Source organism: Parazoarcus communis SWub3 = DSM 12120 (genome assembly GCF_003226565.1).
In the GTDB taxonomy this organism is placed as follows: Bacteria; Pseudomonadota; Gammaproteobacteria; order Burkholderiales; family Rhodocyclaceae; genus Parazoarcus; species Parazoarcus communis.
In genome coordinates, this window is sequence record NZ_QKOE01000018.1 from 69,576 (window position 1) to 86,447 (window position 16,872).

Sequence of the window (16,872 nt, forward strand, 5' to 3'; positions counted from 1 at the left end):
GCAGGCGATGCTGCGGCGCGCCCCGCGCCACACCCGCGTCGTTCGCCCGTGTCGTGTCGCAGCAAACGACAATCCGACCGGAGAGAGACATGCCGCAGCCCAAGGACGCACCGCTGGACGATCCCGCAGACCTGCCCTTTCCAACCGTACGTGATGTTCCGATCACCGCCCCCTTCCGCTGGGTCCGCCAGGGTTGGGGCGACCTGACCGCCTGCCCCATCCCGAGCCTGTTCTATGGCTTCTGTTTCGCCGCCATGGGCTTGCTGATCACCTTTGTCTTCGAGCACGCCTATGAATACACCTCGGCGCTGACCTCGGGCTTCCTGCTGCTGGGCCCCTTTGTCGCCATGGGGCTTTATGAAATCAGTCGACGACACGAACTGGGTGAGCACTGCGCGCTCGGACCGACGCTGACGGTATGGCGGCGCAATGCAGGCAACATCGGGCTTTTCGCCGTCGTACTCGGGGTGGTCTTTCTGGTCTGGGCGCGCGCCTCGCTGGTGGTGTTTGCGCTGTTTTACTCGAATGAAATGCCCAATCTGTCCGGGTTTCTCGGCCAGGTGATCGCCATGGAGAACCTCGAGTTCCTTGCAGTGTATTTTGGCGTGGGCATGATCTTCGCCACCATCGTGTTCGCCGTCAGCGTGGTCTCCATCCCGCTGATGCTCGATCGCAACCAGGACGCCATCAGTTCGATGCTGGCAAGCGTCGCGGCACTGACGCGCAATCCAGGGGCCATGCTGGTCTGGGCGATGTTGATCGTCAGCCTGACCATTGTGGGCTTCCTCAGCTTTCACGTCGGCCTGGTGGTGCTGATGCCAATCGTCGGGCATGCCACCTGGTATGCCTACCGCGATCTGGTCGCGCCATTGCCCATTCGCTGACCTCACTGATTTGCCTAGGCCCTGCCCCGAAAAACGGGAGGTCATCACCCGCATCGGACCAAGGGGTGCGTTGCCAACAGCATTGTGCCACTCGCTGCATTGGTGGATCGTAAGGGTCAGAATAGCAACAACTTAAAGGCGACCGCTCATGGCGATTTACGCACAGGATGACATTTGGCCTGATAAGGAAATGCCATCATGACCATCGTTATTCCTCCCGCAGACCGACCAGCCCACTCTCAATGTCCCACTGGGCACAGATCGATAATTCCAACGGATAAGGGTCGAACCAGAATGCCGCGGCGATGCGGAAAACCAACTGATTACGAATCGCCGCATCTCGGTCGGATATCACACTGACCGAGAGACTGTCTGGCAGGACCCGTGGCTCAAACGCCAATATCGCATGCTCAATCTCGACCGCCAGTGCATCCAACTCGCGCTTCGTCAGTATCCCGCCAGAGGTGCCAGGAATGCCAAAATTGAGGACACAGTCGCGCAAATGTGGATAGCTCTCAGACACTGTCTGCGACAGAGGTGCAATTGCGTTCAGCAACCAATGCAGATCCCTTAACACCGTGTCCTGATAGGTTCGGCGCGAGAGGGGTGCTCCACCGTTCGATGTTGCCTCGACCAAACGGTCAAGTAGCGTTGGAAGAAAACCATCGCTGCGGGTGACGTCTGCAGCCTTCCCGCTCATCGGTCGGCCCATCCCATGAGCAGCAATTCGAACAGATCAGCATCCGGCTCGCCGTTGTGGATGACCTGTTTCGGCGGCAGCATTGGAGAAGGTTCGGCCCACCAGAAACTACGCCGCCGACGTTCTGCAAAGCGCTCGCACAGATCGGGCCATGAGAACCAGTCAGCACAACCTTTCTCGCCGATGCCAAGATCGGCAAGAATTTCCCCAGTGGTAGTTGCCTCGCTACACCATGGCATACGCTCCCCTAGCGTGGCCTCAAGTTCAATCTGCACTGCCTCCACCCCAACAGTATCGGAGATAATACGTCGCACCAAGGCATCCGTCTTGTACGACCAGTCGCTTTGCGGCGGCAGGCATGCGCCGACGTGGTCGGATTCAATGGACCGCAACACCACCAATGGTGAGCATCGACCGACACGGTCCATACTGGGAGCGACGCAGCCCAGCAAAGGGCGCTCGTCCCAAACGCCCGCGTTCATTGCGAAATGCCATATCGGGGACAGTTGATACGCTTCCCGCCACATCTCCCCATGCCTCTCAGCAAGGCGCACCATGCCATCGGCACACCACGCATGCACCCCTTCACGTAAGCTCAGCGGCAAGCCACGCCCAGCAAAATCACCCACCGCCGGCAATTTCCCGAACCAGCCGAGAAGCGGTGGCTGTGCTAGTCGTTTAAAAGGTAGCCTCATCCTCATCGCCACACTATCCGGCCAACATCGTCGTCGTACCTTGTTAAAACGCGAGTGACTTCGATACGCGGCCCTACCCACACTGCCAGAGCACTAAAGTTGTCCATATCTCCGGGGCCGGGTACTTGAATACGTGCCAGCATGCCTTTCACCCAGTCTTCAGGTAGTACAGCCTCTTTGAGCGCCTCCTCCATCGCGGTTTCGTCGAGCACCTCCCAAAAACCGTCGCTGCATAGCAGGAATGCGTCTCCTGACTGCAACACCAACGGGACTTCGCAGACGGCAGTTGGCGGTGTATCAACAGAGCCGACCGCCGCATACAACGTATTGCGGTCACGCCGTCCACGTAGGCTACCGCGTTCGAAGCCTGCGTCCATCATTGCCTGCAAAACACTATGGTCATGGGTCAGCAGACATGCTCGCCCGTGACGGAAAAGATAGATGCGGCTATCACCGAGTTGGCACCATGTCGCCCGCGCAGCTTCGGTGTCGATCAGCAGGGTAGCCACCGTGGTATTCATATCCTTGCAGTCACGATGAAGCTCACGTGCCCGCCCAAGAGCATCTCTTGCCACGGCAATGGTCCAATCCGGGTTGGCGCAGCACTTTCCTGGGGCCACCTGGAAATGCTGTAGAACTTCTCGTACAACCATGCGTGCAGCGACTTCACCACCTTCGTATCCACCTGCGCCATCGGCCAGTGCAAAGCAGCCAATGCTTTCATTTGCGCAGAAGCCAACGAAGTCCTGGTTGCCGTCCCGTGTTCCGGTTTCCGTGCAATGCGCAATTGACAAGTGCATTACGGTGTCTCCGTGTTCTGTTGCACTCCACTTTGCGAGCTCTCCTCATAGGCGTCCACGAAGGCAGTGCCGAAGAACTCCTGAAAGCGGTCCTCGGCTTGCTCCCGGGTACTTTCGAAATATCGGCCATAGGCGTCCCAGAGTCTGGCTTTGCGCCCCAGAGAGAGCAGAGTCTCGATCATTCCGCTGGCGTTAGCGTTGCGCGAGATGGTCACAGGGTCGAAACGCTCCAATACGTGACTCAGTGCCGAACGCATACCCGAGACGACGCCGAGCTGATGGTTGTACAGATCTTCGAAGGCCTCTCGCACTGCCTCTTCCGGATCCATGAAACCAGGATAGCGTGACCCCAGTAAGTACATCAGTGCTACCTCGCCGCTAGGCGAAAATTTCAGTGGATTATTGCGATCGGGCGCAATCAAGGTGACATTGGCGCGTACCTCTCTCTTCACTGTTGCTCGCGCCGCTATCAATTGCACGGTGCCATCGACACTGACTTTTAGCAGCGCTCCGAGGGTACGCATGAACGCCGGATCAAGTCCCTGCCGATTCGCAAGGTTCTCCAGCTCCAACCCCTCCAGCAACGCTGCGAACAAACAGGCTTGTTCCTCGGCGGGCGCTGTTTCAGACACCAAAGGCGCTGGCGTACGCTGTTCTCGGACGGATGGCGAACTCGCCAGGGTCTCCGGTGTGCCCCCCGCCGGAGGAGCTTCTTCCATGCAAGTCCTATGCTCCACTTCAGCAGCCAAAGCGTCCTGCGGTGATGGCTGCAGCGGCGTGCTCTCCGGCGCCGCTCGTGCCTGTAAGGGTTCGAAGAGTTCCTCTAACCCGAAATCCTCTGGAATCAGAGGGTCTGTTCCAGGCATCCGTTTTCCGACAGAGACAGTGCAGCCACTGTTCTCGCCTCCAGCCTCAGACACACACACCATATCGACGGCGAGCGGCACGCCCGCGCTCGCCCGACTGGCTTCAGCCTGCATCCCCACAGTGTCATCCTGCGCTGGCTCCTGGGTGCTATCCAGCACAGGCAGAACAAAGGGCGTGTGCAATTCAGCACGGTGGTTGATGGCATGGCTGCTTTCCCGCACCACACCGTCCCCGAGTACCCCACCAACCAGATCAAGAGCCTCGTCCGCCACATCGCCGAAGATTTCCAGCGGGTCTAACGATACCTGCTCCAGCAAGGTATTGCCCTGTGCAGTCAGCGCATCACGTAGGAGTTCTGCCTCCGATTGAGCGGCTCCCGCGCTATTGAGGCCATGCAACAGATGCCCACTTTCGACGGCCAGATCGGCCAGTTCGATACCCTGCAGCGACATTGCGTATAGAGTATTGTCCTCAAGTGCTCGGCACGTACCGCTGGACGTCAGGATCTCATCCATATCTTGCATGGCATGTGTCGCCAAAGACTCTGCAGCCTCTGCAAAATCATGCAGCACGTCCCTCCCGCAGGAGACACCGGTAGCCTGGACTCCACTGGCCTGCACACAAATTTCGTCGCTTGCTCCCGTAAATCCGACCACAGTCTGTACAGGATCGGTGGCACCGTCGCAGTAGTCTATGGTGCGCACGCCAGGAGGCTGCGCTTCTGCCCGGCACAAACGCACCTCAATCAGATAGCATCCGATGCGGATCTGATCTCCGTCACTCAGTGCGCATTCTTCGCCGGGTAATAAAGACAATGCGTTCAGTAACGCCGGATTGGATGTGCTGACGTTGGAGAGCCGATAGCCTCCATCCGCGTCGGGTGTGACCTGAAGGTGGCGGCGGGACATTACACGCATTGGGTCCGGCAGCACTAAGGTATTGTCGTCGTCACGGCCGATGGTCCCACCTTCCGCCGGCAGGCATATTGCAATCGGCAACACCGGCATGGTCTCGTTATACTTGATTGCGACTATTTGAAGCATGGGGCCCTCTCAACGGGAAGGGAGTTACTTAGCGTGATTCCCAGCGCAAGATGATGCGCTCGCCTCTATCGGCATAGAACTGTGCAACCATCGGCACCTTCGGCGGCCGCTCGATGCGGATATGATGCTCCCCGACATCCAGTGTGATGATGCGCACACTGTCATCCTGCACCAGGCCGATCTCGCGATCATTCAGAAACACGAGACCCCGCATCGGGCTTTCCAGCACCAGTTGCGGCAGCCTCTGACCTATCTTATCCACACGCATAACCGGCCAGTTGCGGGAGCGCTCACCGGTTGTCCCGTCCGGATACGGGAACACGATGACTCGCTGCAATTCAACCATGCCATCCTCGGCAGTACGGCTGACACGTTCACTACCTTGCCGCGCCATCTCTGCCGCCTGCTCGCGCACAACGTCCCCAAGGATTTGCCCCATCTCTGACGCGGCGACGTTCTCGTAGGAGGGCGCATCGAACAAGGCCGAACATCCGACCAGCACTACCAGTGCCAAGCCGCAACATAGTGTTCGTTGCAAGCGCACGGTGCGCGCCTCAGTCTTTGCCAAACTCATGTTTGATCCGATAGGTGCGACCGGCCTCGACGGTAATGGTCATTCGCTTGGATGGATGTGTCTCATTGCTGACCTCCAGTTCCAGATCACCGGGATCGACCTGGAAACGCACCCGCGGCGGTGCGACGCCAACCAATTTTCCGTTCACGAGGACATTCCCCCATGGCTCAACGCGCACTTCGATCACGCCCTGCTGACTGTCACTGTCCGCCCGAGTCTCGGCTGTACTTCGCGCCCCATCGGCCATCAGAGACGGGATGTGTCCTGCCCCGTGTTCAACCTCATCTTTGGATGACGGCCGAAGACCTTCAGCAACCGCTCCGATCGAGTCGCCTTGCGACACCTCCGTTTGAGCAGACTCTACTGGCAAGGCAAGGACGTTTTCCTCAAGTTCCAGCGCTGACCCCGCAGTGGGCCGAAACGAAGTGCTTGTGCCATCCCCCTCGCCGCTCCGCAGCTCGAAACCGCCATCGTTTCGCGGGTCGGACTCCTTCTTTGCCGACAACGGAAAGGGCAGGAAGGCCGAAGCATCATTACTGGGTACCCTCGTAGCCTCCGTCGCATTGGTCGCGTAAGCCGCAAGCCCCTCCCCCTCGGCTTCATGTCGAGTCAGTGTGTAGGTTGCGGCACCGGTGAGCAGCAAGAACACCCCGCCCAGAAGAGTCGGCAAAAGCCGACGTTGTCTCTTCGTCTCTCGCGGTGCCACTGGCACGCTTTCACGTATGGGTTGAGGTTCGTTTCCTTCCTGTTCTTCTGACGGCGAAGCGGAGCCCAGGTCCATCACCTGCATGCCCGCTGCAGGAGTCCCCTGCGAGATCTCCACATTTTCGTCGGTGCCCTCTGTAACGAGCATTGCGACAACGTCGTTTACCGCCCCTGCGCCGGATGCGCTTGGTGTCAGGCCAATCGCATCCGTGGTCCCTACCTTCGGACCGGCCGTCATGATCGCTACGAACGCGGCGATCGACTGCGGCCGCAGCTCTGGATTGACTCTCAGACCAGCGTCAATCGCCGCCTGCAGCCCCTCCGGAAAACCTGCCGGTGCCCTCGCAGACAAAGGGACCAGAGGATCGCGGATGATTCGAGCCACGGAGACCACGGGCATCTCACCCGTTACCAACTGATACGCTACCGCCGAAAGCGCGTACAGATCGGTCCATGCCCCCTGCGGAGCGATGGAGCCGTCCTCGCTGTATTGCTCGATTGGCGCGAACCCCGGCTTAAGGATGACAGTCGAGACTTCGGACTTATCCACAAGAATACGCCGCGCTGCACCAAAGTCGAGCAGCAGCGGGCTACCATCCTCAAGAATCAGAATATTGTCGGTGGAAATATCCCTGTGGTAGCAATCCACCGCGTGCAGCGTCGCCAGGCCATCTAGTAATGGTGACAGGATTGCCGTCATCGCCACACCGTCCTGGATGCGGAACCCTTCCTGCACGAGTTGGCTTAGCGGGCGACCACGGTACAATGGCATTACCATATATGCCGTGCCCTTCTCTTCCCAGAATCGAAGGATCTCGACCAGCGCAGGATGTTTGAACCGCGCCAACATGCGAGCTTCTGACATGAAGCAGCGCAGACCCTTCTCAAAGGTATCTTGTTGCCGTGCAGAACTCGATACCACCGCGCCATCCGGGGTTCGCACTGCATGACTAACCGGCAAATACTCTTTGATGGCGACGTCACGCTCCAACAAAGTGTCGAACGCTTGGTAGACGATACCGAATCCACCCTCTCCGATTACGGCACGCACCTCAAACTCCTGCAAGCGCGCACCGGATGGTAGGGCATTCGCTGGACGGATCTGTGGGAGATCGACAGACTTTCCCTCTGTTACGTAAGACATGTCAATTCTCCGCTGGCAGATCCATCAGAAGGTCGCCACTGCACCTCGCCGGGGCGGTGAATTTGATCGAACCTTGTGTCGACGCCTGTGCTACCGCCAGGGCAACGCCGGACAACAAAACCTTGATGCTCTCGTATGGCGTAAGGTTGGGCTTGCTGGGCAACGACATGCGAATGATCCCACTCATGATGGCCTCGACTGTTGAGTGCAGGGCGCAAGCAGTTCGCAATCGATGACAAGATCTCCTCGGTCCCGACGCAGTACTTCCCTCCCCATCCAGCTCGTCCACCCCAGACGTGCGCAGTCGCCGAGCCTGACGGTAGGAACTTGGTCGGCGCGCAGAATCAATCGAACATCCCATTGCAGTTCAAAACCGCTGTAGTTGCGGACCCAGTCGCGCAGTTGCCTGTTCCAATCACTACCGGGAAGCAGTTGTTCATAGGCGGCCAGATCTAGTGGACCGGCATGGATGCGGAAACGATGGAGGCGGTCCGGTATGGCAACGCCGCAAACGGCGCCGGCACCCAAGCGCGACGCATCGGTATGACCACCCAACTCGGTCCGATCTTCTTGCGACAACGTTAGCCAACTCATCACCCATTCCTCGATACGGAAGGGCCAGCCAAAGAAACTGCTCAGAATTGACCGTAACCCTTCTGGATTGCGCGTCAGCCGCACCAGATGACCAGACATGTAGCGGCGGGCATGGTCGGGAATAGCATCACGCCCAGCGCTAGCCGACTCCCCGTAGCCAATCAAACTACTTACGTGGCGTCCGAAGGAGTCATCATCCCGTCGATCGAGAGAGGTTGTTGCCTGGGCGCTCGACCACGCCCGGTAGAACAACAGCGCAGCCCGATGCTGGAAAATGTCGACGAAAGCCTGCAGCCCCGCGTCTTTCTCGACATGAGCGACACTGTGGGCATATTCGGTCAGATGCACGGGCAGCGGCCCATTTGGACCAAACAGGCCGAAAACGAGTTGCGCCAAGCGCGGCCGCCCATGCGTATCGAAGTCGAATCCTACGAGTGAGGCGGGCGCGAACTGCAGCGACGGAGGCTGACTGACGCGCAGGACTTCATCGTTCGCACGGGCTGCTCGGCCCAGCCGCGGCTTGTGAGGATTCTTCGCCTCGAACCAGCGCAGAGCATTGAACCAATCGATGCGCCACGGCTCGGTCTCGAGCAACCGACGATAGGGCACAACCGTGTCATAGAGGACGGGTTCAGGCATCGGGGCGCCCTCCCCAACGTGGAGGCCACGTTGCGATGCGGCCGCGGGTAGTGCTGCACAGTACAAGTTCACAAAACATGTTCATCGACACATGTCTCGACAGAAACTGCTCCAGAACCGTGCCGAAGAGGTATGGACTGCCGCCAGCAAAAGGGCGTTCGTCCAGTGTTGCAGTCACTGCCACCCCACGCCCGAACATCAGCGGCCCGGCAACCGGGAGTCTCCGATTTACGGCCTCGACCTGCATGGCCACGATCGCATCGGCATGGCGGGCCACCACCGGATCAGCAAGCGCTGCATAAAGACCAAACAATTCGCGCAGTACGGTTGCGCCGCTACCCGCATCAAGATCGCGCAGGGCAAGATAGTTGATCGACAAGTGGCTGATTAGGCGCCAGGTTGTCTCTTGCTCGGCAAGCTGAGGCCGCGGGCGGGATGGTCCGCGCAACATTCGGGCGCCCCGCAACGGTAGACTAGTCTCGACACTTAACGACGTGCCGGCGGGCAACAGAAGTGGCAGATCTCGGTTGGTCAGTAACATCTCCACGCCGATCTGCTCAACATGCTCAGGCCAAGGGGCCTCCCGCGTGTCGACCAGAGACACAAACACTTCCGAACCCCGATAGCCGGAGCGCTCCCCCTCCTTACCCCCCGCCTCGGACAGGCGCCGTGCTTCCCTTCGGACGGAGAAATAAGCCTCTCCCCCCCTGCGGTCCTGCCCTACATGCTTGTAAAACGGGGAAAACGAGCGCACGGGATTGTTACCGCGATCATATCCATGCACATTCAATACTTGATGAACCTCAAAATCGAGTGGGCGTGTACGGTCAGGCACAATATGGTGCTCGAGTGCACCGGATGTAACCGGAAGACGATTGCCTTCCGACGGAAACAGATTGATGATCGGGACGCAGTTGAGCATGAAGCTCCTGCTCCCCATGACTGCAGCAAGACCGCCCGGATCATGGTCCAGCAGGATCGCAATCTCAAACTCATCACCCTGCAATTGCCTTAGCGCCGGGCCGACTCCGCCAATACTGAAAAACAGGTAACGCGGAGGAAAAGAGAAGTACTCATGCAGCAATCGGTAGCCCTGAAACACTCTCGGATCAGTTGGTAACAATGCCTGCGCAGCATCGAAACCCTCGGCACGCAGCGTATCGGGTGCAGTGAGAAACTGTGCTCGACTGCCATCCAGTTCACTTAGCATCACGCCCATGCCGTGGCCGAGCACTGCCTCGTATAGCAAGCTTGCATCCGGCTCGTCTGCGGCGATATGGAAGCACAATCGATCTGGATGGGGGCCCCGCACCGCCTCAGGGCGACTGAAGCGCAGGTGCATCCGTATCACCCCCTTGACGACCCTCGCACCCGCCAAACTACCGAGCGACAGCCTATCGCTGGGTAAATCCGCCTTTGTTCCAATGATCTGCAATGGCCAGACGTCGATGTCCTGGCTTGTCACGAAAGAACATGCCGTCTGGCTATCCGATACCGTCGGCGACAACATGCGCGTCCCCCGAGGCAAGGTTCCGCAACCATTCTGGACAGTGCGGCTACCAAGTTCGCTACTATCTATGCAGGCGATCGCCATCGCCGGTGTAGGGGCCAGATAATGGGGATAAACGACCTCCAGCAAGCGCTGCGAGAAGCGAGGAAATTCAGCATCGATCTTGACGTGAATACGTGCGGCAAGAAAGGCGAAACCCTCCAGCAGTCTCTCTACGTACGGATCGGCAACCATACCGCCCTGCATACCCAGCCGCCCCGCGACCTTGGGGAAGGCCTCAGCGAACTCGCTACCCATTTCGCGCAGATAAGTGAGTTCGCGACTGTAATATTCGAGGAATCGCATATCCATCATGCCCCCTCCTGCCAGTCGCGCCCGCACCAGCCAACGTTTCGCCACTCCCGCCGCATCACAGTCCAGCCGGGCATGAGAACTCCCTCATTTCCTTGAGTGCGAAAGGGTTCTTGACACTTCCGGTAGTTACCTCAAAGATGGCCTTGCGCCCTCCGACGTCGAGCACCGCACGAAAGCGTTCAGGGCTAGCACCGGGAATGATGCTCGCCCTATCGAACAGACGATGCAGCGCCCAGGGCCCTTCCAGAACCGGGTTCGTAGTGTTACCTCTCTGGATGGGCTCGGCCGTCACACGGATCTGGTTGCTACCCCGCACGCCCGGCCAACGTACCGTGTAACCCACCTGTGGTCCGTGCTGATAGCGGATGACCTGCCCATCAATGTCAAGAACAAGATTGGTGATGGTCGCGTCCATCTCGACCGGTTTGATCACGATCGTGATAGACGGAGCCCCAGCTCCACTGCGAAAGAACACGTCTTTCACCACTGCAGCACGCTCAAACTGTACAAGCACCCCACCCCCGCCAAGACCTCCCTGCGCACCGGGCAACAGACGCCAGGGGCCGGTTGAGGTGTCCACTACCGCGGCCAGTTCCCGTTGGAAGTAACCATCAATCACCCCGCCTGGGCCGAACATTCGTGCGAAATCGTCCACTGCGACCTCCCTGAGCGCGGCGGAAGAGAACGGATACCTTCCTTCGATTGTTTCCCGACAGACCCGGGTCACGGTGCCGGCCATCTGACTACTTTTCGCTACGCGCGTCTCCCTCGCCATCATTATCGCTCCCGTCCCCACTAGAGACTCCACCAGGCGCCGACTCGGCTGTGGTAAACGATCTGCCTCAACCTTCAGACGATTGGGAACATCACTGTTCGGTGGCGGATAGCCCTCCACCCTGGCCGCCTCTGCCGAACTCAGCAACAGATGCAGTTCGGACAGCGCTTTCAAAGTACTGACTAGCTGGCCGCCTCCCTCCTCCGAGCCTACCGAACGGCGCAGTGCATCGAAGCGCCTGTCTACGATCAGTTCTGGCTTATCCTCCAGCCCCCCTCTAGTGGGCATCATGGCTGGCCCAACAATTCGCTGTACATCCTCCTGAGTGGCACGCACGGTACGCTTGGCTCGGTCGAACAGCGACGCATCCGTTCCCTCCCCGGCCCGGGGGTTCTTCAAGAGCGTAGTCTCGTCAACCACCGCCCTCATCAAGCGGGTAAGAGGAGAATCTGGTGCAGACAATTCCCTGGTGAGTGCGGCAGCCTCGGACAGCGAACGTGGCGCAACAAAATCGATGTCATCGATAAACTGCTCCCAAGCAGCCACATAGTCGCGCATATAGAGCCGCTTCACCTCCATCGCCAATGTTCCATTGGCGATGGCCTGCGCATGTTCGCGCGCTGAGGTCTCTGAAACGCCAAGCACCCAGGTATCGTCCTTTCCGACGTAATGCAGCACGTTGTCCACCTCGCCCGAGAACAACTCGTGATAGCCGCGATAGGTGTACAGCGACGCAACGCCATCGGTCAGTGGCCGCCCGCTGGGGCGTCGGAACACCGACGGGGCGCTTGGGCCGACGACAGCTCCGATCGAGAAGCTAGACAGATTATTGTGTTGTAGCGCGCGTACCAGCCTGCGATAGGTGCGCTGGGCAAAAGAGAACTGCGACAACCTTGCCCGTGTCGAATCGACTAACGCACCGTCTATGCCTCTGGTCGCGAGTGGTCCGCCAATATCCATCAGAGCCGCGACATGGCGCTCTAGCGTATCCCGTTCCTCGCGGGCAGCGCCGGCGGGCATGCTGTAGTCCCAGTCGGCCAGGACAAAAGCTTGAAACACCTTGGCGTCAAAGCGAGAACGATCATGCCACATTAGATACGCCTTCAATATCTCGTAGGCAAACTCGAGATCCTCCACGGCAACCGTGCGAAGCAACCATTCAAGGCGCGCCTCAATCGCTGGCGCCAGACGAGTCCGCAGCAGATCTTCATACAGAGGACGTGAGCCAGCCGCCAGCTTCCTGCCTTGATAGAGCCCAGCCGTCCAGGCTGTCGCGGGGCTGGAGACGCGGAAATACACGCTGTCCGACACAGTCTCCGCTTCGGTCAGCGGAGCCAGCAATGGATAGAGCGTGCCATCCACCCTCGGAGGCAATTCACTCAGCTTCCGCGCCAGTCGATCAATCTTGCCATCCACCTCGGCGAGGTAGCTGACATTGTTGCGGTAACTAAAGGTCCATGCTGCGGTAACCCCTACCAGAAAGGCCACGCAACTCGCATACGCAACAAGGTGCAGTGCCCGCACTCGCCGGTCCACTTTTCGGTTGTGTCCTGCCAGATGCGCCTCCGCAAACACCACACGGGTCAGCAGTTCCTGCAGGAAATAGCTCTTGCTGGTGCCCCGCTGAGCCATTGCTGCCTGCGTCGATCCCGATTTCTGGCTGCCCATCGCACTGATCAGCCGATCTAATGGGGTACCTTCCTGAGTCGCACTGGTGAAGTACATCCCCCTCAACAAAGGCACTGACGAGAAGCGCGAATCGACAAACAGCATCGTCCCTACTTCTCGTAGCACATTACACAGCAGGGCAAACTGTTGCGGGAAGGAGTGAATGCGGACACGGCGTCCGAGTTCAGGCTCAGACTGCAGCGCATCCACCAACCCGGCCTGCACTCGTGACTGCAACAAACCCAATTCCACACTCACCGCGGTGGCATCGTAAGCGTTCTCACCACCATGCAACCATGGCAGGGTGAATCCCCACACCTGTTCCCGACCTGCTCGGTCGAGCGCAGCAAAATACTCGTCGAAACCAGACAGCAGGTCGCATTTGTTGATCAGCAAATATACCGGGAACGAAATACCGAGATCCTCACGCAGCTCATCCAGACGCTGGCGCAGGGTTTTGGCATGCAGACGCCGCTCCTCAACCGAACTGTCGAGTAATTCCGTTACAGATACAGTCAACAACACACCGTTGATCGGCTGACTGCTGCGGCATTTTCGCAGCAGTCCCATGAAACCGTGCCACTCGACTTTATCCCCGAGCGCATCACTATCGTGGGTGGTGTAGCGTCCTGCGGTATCGATCATCACTGCCTGGTTGGTGAACCACCAGTCGCAATTGCGCGTCCCCCCCACACCCTTGACAGCCCCCTTGCCATGGGATTTGGCCAGCGGAAAGCTCAATCCAGAATTCAGCAGCGCGGTCGTCTTACCCGCACCAGGAGCGCCAATAATGATGTACCACGGCAGTTCGTATAGGTAGCGACCGCGCCCGAACAGGCTCCCAAGCCACCCCTGCCCATCGCCGAAACGCGCCCGCCGCAATACAGCAAGCGCATCATGGAAGCGCGTCTGCAGCAGCTTGACTTCATCGCTCTCCTCGCCGTGTGGGCCCTGCAACAGCGCGTACAAGCGCTCCGCGATGCTGGCATTGCGCGTGCTGCGGCGCCAGCGGCTCAGCAACCAGCGCGCCAGTAGAACTGCCGCCAGTGCAGCAATGAGCCACGCCCGGGCGCCTGCCGTCACTAACGGGCGTACGTCTCCGATCGCCAACAGAGGACCGACCAACCAGATCAGCACCACCACCACTACGAAACCGATGACCGTCCAGAACGCACGCGACAACAGTGTCTCGAGCATGCGTCGCGAGAACGACAGAATCATTGTCTGCCTTCCTCCACCACGGCCCTCACTCCAGAATTCAGTTGGCGGGATATTGCCTCTCCGGACAATAGAATGGTGATCTCGACACGCCGATTGCGCGCCCGTCCTTCCGCCGTATCGTTACTGCTGATCGGTTCAGCTTCCCCACGCCCCTCGGACTTCACCCTGTCCGGACGGAGCATGCGGGCGGTGAGCATTCTCGCCACTGAACTGGCTCGCGCCTCCGACAAGTGCCAGTTCGACGGAAAGCGGGCACTGCGCATCGGCACACTGTCGGTATAGCCAGACGCCACCACGACTCCATCGACCTCGTCCAACGCACGGGCAATACGATCAAGCACCTCCAAGTAACGCGGCCTCGGCTCTGCGCTTCCGGTGTCAAAAAGGCCATCACCCATCAATGTCACGGTGCTGCGATCCGCGAGATCACGTACTTCGAGCAGACCAGCCCTGATCTCATTCTCTAGAAAGCGCCGCAAACGGGGAGGTACCGCACGTGGCATCTCTTTGGCCACGTCCAAGGCTGGCAGTTCAAGTGTTACCAGACGACTGAATACCGCATCGGACTTGGGGGCCAGGACGAAACTGAACCCTATGTAGCAGACGAAAGCGAGCAAGGCACAAACTGCCGCGACCACCCAGGGCGGAATCATCCGCCACACTTCGCGTGCCGTCTCTTCTCCCCGCCAATGGGGCGACAGACGTTGCTCATAACCGTTGCGAGCGGAATTGATCAAAGTCGCGACGCGCCGCTTGAGCATCTCAAGTTGGGCATGTCCATTTTCCACAATATGGAATCTACCCTCAAAGCCCAACGCAATGCAGTAATAAAGCAACTCGATCAGGTGTCGGTGCCGATCCGGAGACTGTGCCAGACGACCGAGCAACTGATAATACTTTTCCCCTCCCCAGGTTTCACTGTGGAAAGTGACCAGCAGGCTGTGACGCGCCCAAGTACCCCGGCTACCCCAAGGTGTTTGCGCCGCGGTCTCGTCGAGTGCCGTGCATAGGCAATAGCGAGCACCAACGATCTCGTCACGCGGCACATTTTCGGCTAAGGCCTGCTGCTCAAAGAAGCGTACTTCACTGACTAGACTCCGATGCAACCGTTCCGGCTCGTCGAGCGCAATCGTGGCTCGCAAGTTGGGAATGAGATTCAGCAACCGGGCAGCCGCTCTTACCAGCGGATTGTCGCTACAGGATGGCAAGGCGACCAGCTGCGCTTCATTCCCGGAGAGCGCTCCGGATTCATTTCGCAGTATTTCTTTGGCATCCCCCTCAAGCAAATAGTCCAAACCACTAGCGGCTCCTTGCCTGGCACCCCCAAGTTCCGCGCTCATCGTCTGATCGCCCAACATTCCAGCTCAAGCTGCGGAAAATCGCCGGCGACGTGGATCGCAACCCCGGCGCTACGTTCCAGATCGCGCCATAGTTCGTGGTTGGCGTCCAGCTCAAAATATTGATAGCCAGCGTGATACGGCAACTCTCTCGGAGCCACCGGCAAAGGCTTCAAACGTACGCCTGGCAAGTGAAGATTGACCAGATCGCGTATCTTTTCCACTGGACCTATCTTGACCTGCGTCGGGAACTGCGCTTGCAATCGATCCGGAGGCAAGCTGGAGTGAGCCGCGAGAATGAACGAAGCACTCTTCAACAATTGTTTGTCCGGCACCATCGCCATTCGAATGCCATACTTACGTTCTTCCAGATCGATGCGGATCGCTGTCTGCTCCAGTACCAGCGCCAGCGCTTGGCGTAAATCGATCATTAGAGGGGAGAAGGTGGCCTGCAAGTCGTCGTGCTGATAAGGTGGGTAAGCCTTCGTCCTGCGTTGACTCGAAAACGCTGCCAGTTCGCCAACCAATCCGAGTAGTTCCGAGTACAAGCGTTCCGGATGGACCACCTGCCGACTCCCGAGATGAATCATCACCGGCAGCCAATGGTTCACGAGCTTGAGCAGCAGAAAGTCGGCAATTTCCGATACCCCTCCACGTCCGCCGCCGGATAGTCTCTCCGCTAATGCGTCGGCGCGCTGCCCCAGCAGGCCGGCCAACTCCTTGATGAACCCGTCCAACGCGGCAGCGCCCTTGCATGACAACATCGGCGGGATGTATCCACGATCCAAACTAACATGATGATTGGGTAGTCGTTCGTGCACACGCACCACACCAAGGGAGCGCCAACCACTGGGCACAGAATGCTGAGGAAAAAGGCGAAAGCGCAGTTGCCCCGACTGAATGTCCGCCGTTCCCACACCGATCGCGTTCATGTCGGCAACTTCAGCAACCGTGCTGACCCAGCGTGCCGCGCTGCGAGGATCCTCCTCAAAAATGACATTCACGGCACCCTCCTGCAAGGGTGGCAGAGCCAGGCAAATGACGACATCTCGAGCGTCGGCCGGAACATCCAGCACCAAAGCCCCGGCGCCATCACCGGGCAGCACGAACGGAGTACCGTCCAGCATCACGCCTCGCGCCATCCTGACGACAACACTACCAAGCGCCAGCGCATCTTCGTCCAACTCCAAGGAATGGAAGCCCCAACAAAGATCATTAGCAAAGGCGATGCGACGATGCGCGAACCCCTCCAGATACCGCTCCTGCTGCTGGAAATGCTGCGGCCTCAGAAACATTCCCTCCGACCACACCACCTTATGCTCTTTGCTCATGCGAGCTCCTCGTCCCTGTGCGCCGACCCAC

General features: G+C 58.8%; 12 protein-coding genes. 1 reads left to right on the top strand and 11 read right to left on the bottom strand.

Annotation, left to right across the window (positions count from 1 at the left end):
- Positions 1–89 precede the first annotated feature (89 nt).
- On the top strand, positions 90–884 hold the full coding sequence (locus DNK49_RS18835) for a DUF2189 domain-containing protein (protein ID WP_110528254.1): 795 nt from the start codon (positions 90–92) through the stop codon (positions 882–884).
- Between the two features lie 208 nt (positions 885–1,092).
- On the opposite strand, the gene tssE is transcribed toward DNK49_RS18835, so the two are convergent.
- The 11 genes from tssE to tssK form a co-directional block, all read right to left on the bottom strand.
- Positions 1,093–1,584, bottom strand: a complete 492-nt coding sequence (gene tssE, locus DNK49_RS18840; RefSeq protein WP_165843377.1) for a type VI secretion system baseplate subunit TssE — start codon at positions 1,582–1,584, stop codon at positions 1,093–1,095.
- The gene (tagF, locus tag DNK49_RS18845) at positions 1,581–2,279 is read right to left on the bottom strand and encodes a type VI secretion system-associated protein TagF (RefSeq protein ID WP_165843378.1); all 699 of its coding nucleotides are present in this window, start codon (positions 2,277–2,279) and stop codon (positions 1,581–1,583) included. Before tagF ends, tssE begins: the two co-directional genes overlap by 4 nt.
- 2 nt (positions 2,280–2,281) lie before the next feature.
- Positions 2,282–3,079 carry a PP2C family protein-serine/threonine phosphatase gene (locus tag DNK49_RS18850; protein WP_110528263.1) on the bottom strand — a complete coding sequence of 266 codons (798 nt, stop codon included), beginning with the start codon at positions 3,077–3,079 and terminating at the stop codon, positions 2,282–2,284.
- Entirely contained in the window at positions 3,079–4,989 is a 1,911-nt protein-coding gene (gene tagH, locus DNK49_RS18855) for a type VI secretion system-associated FHA domain protein TagH (protein ID WP_110528266.1), read from the bottom strand. The genes DNK49_RS18850 and tagH overlap by 1 nt, the downstream gene beginning before the upstream one ends.
- 28 nt (positions 4,990–5,017) lie before the next feature.
- Positions 5,018–5,563 carry a hypothetical protein gene (locus DNK49_RS18860; protein ID WP_110528269.1) on the bottom strand — a complete coding sequence of 182 codons (546 nt, stop codon included), beginning with the start codon at positions 5,561–5,563 and terminating at the stop codon, positions 5,018–5,020.
- Positions 5,544–7,412 (bottom strand): serine/threonine protein kinase, encoded by a 1,869-nt coding sequence (locus tag DNK49_RS18865; RefSeq protein ID WP_110528272.1) that lies wholly within the window; start codon positions 7,410–7,412, stop codon positions 5,544–5,546. Before DNK49_RS18865 ends, DNK49_RS18860 begins: the two co-directional genes overlap by 20 nt.
- Before the next feature lie 183 nt (positions 7,413–7,595).
- The gene (gene tssG, locus DNK49_RS18875; RefSeq protein WP_110528278.1) at positions 7,596–8,645 is read right to left on the bottom strand and encodes a type VI secretion system baseplate subunit TssG; all 1,050 of its coding nucleotides are present in this window, start codon (positions 8,643–8,645) and stop codon (positions 7,596–7,598) included.
- A complete protein-coding gene (gene tssF, locus DNK49_RS18880; protein WP_207807045.1) occupies positions 8,638–10,509 on the bottom strand; it encodes a type VI secretion system baseplate subunit TssF in 1,872 nt (623 codons plus the stop codon). The genes tssG and tssF overlap by 8 nt, the downstream gene beginning before the upstream one ends.
- A 55-nt stretch (positions 10,510–10,564) precedes the next feature.
- On the bottom strand, positions 10,565–14,173 hold the full coding sequence (gene tssM / locus DNK49_RS18885) for a type VI secretion system membrane subunit TssM (RefSeq protein WP_110528281.1): 3,609 nt from the start codon (positions 14,171–14,173) through the stop codon (positions 10,565–10,567).
- Positions 14,170–15,468 carry a DotU family type VI secretion system protein gene (locus DNK49_RS18890; RefSeq protein WP_165843379.1) on the bottom strand — a complete coding sequence of 433 codons (1,299 nt, stop codon included), beginning with the start codon at positions 15,466–15,468 and terminating at the stop codon, positions 14,170–14,172. The genes tssM and DNK49_RS18890 overlap by 4 nt, the downstream gene beginning before the upstream one ends.
- Before the next feature lie 41 nt (positions 15,469–15,509).
- Positions 15,510–16,841 carry a type VI secretion system baseplate subunit TssK gene (tssK, locus tag DNK49_RS18895; RefSeq protein ID WP_110528287.1) on the bottom strand — a complete coding sequence of 444 codons (1,332 nt, stop codon included), beginning with the start codon at positions 16,839–16,841 and terminating at the stop codon, positions 15,510–15,512.
- Positions 16,842–16,872 lie beyond the last annotated feature (31 nt).

What these genes read in the sequence shown, in the direction of transcription:
- tssE (WP_165843377.1), bottom strand. Translation starts at nt 1,584, where the DNA reads ATGAGCGGGAAGGCTGCAGACGTCACCCGCAGCGATGGTTTTCTTCCA.
- tssG (WP_110528278.1), bottom strand. Translation starts at nt 8,645, where the DNA reads ATGCCTGAACCCGTCCTCTATGACACGGTTGTGCCCTATCGTCGGTTG.
- DNK49_RS18865 (WP_110528272.1), bottom strand. Translation starts at nt 7,412, where the DNA reads ATGTCTTACGTAACAGAGGGAAAGTCTGTCGATCTCCCACAGATCCGT.
- DNK49_RS18835 (WP_110528254.1), top strand. Translation starts at nt 90, where the DNA reads ATGCCGCAGCCCAAGGACGCACCGCTGGACGATCCCGCAGACCTGCCC.
- tssK (WP_110528287.1), bottom strand. Translation starts at nt 16,841, where the DNA reads ATGAGCAAAGAGCATAAGGTGGTGTGGTCGGAGGGAATGTTTCTGAGG.
- tagF (WP_165843378.1), bottom strand. Translation starts at nt 2,279, where the DNA reads ATGAGGCTACCTTTTAAACGACTAGCACAGCCACCGCTTCTCGGCTGG.
- tssM (WP_110528281.1), bottom strand. Translation starts at nt 14,173, where the DNA reads ATGATTCTGTCGTTCTCGCGACGCATGCTCGAGACACTGTTGTCGCGT.
- DNK49_RS18860 (WP_110528269.1), bottom strand. Translation starts at nt 5,563, where the DNA reads ATGAGTTTGGCAAAGACTGAGGCGCGCACCGTGCGCTTGCAACGAACA.
- tssF (WP_207807045.1), bottom strand. Translation starts at nt 10,509, where the DNA reads ATGATGGATATGCGATTCCTCGAATATTACAGTCGCGAACTCACTTAT.
- DNK49_RS18850 (WP_110528263.1), bottom strand. Translation starts at nt 3,079, where the DNA reads ATGCACTTGTCAATTGCGCATTGCACGGAAACCGGAACACGGGACGGC.
- tagH (WP_110528266.1), bottom strand. Translation starts at nt 4,989, where the DNA reads ATGCTTCAAATAGTCGCAATCAAGTATAACGAGACCATGCCGGTGTTG.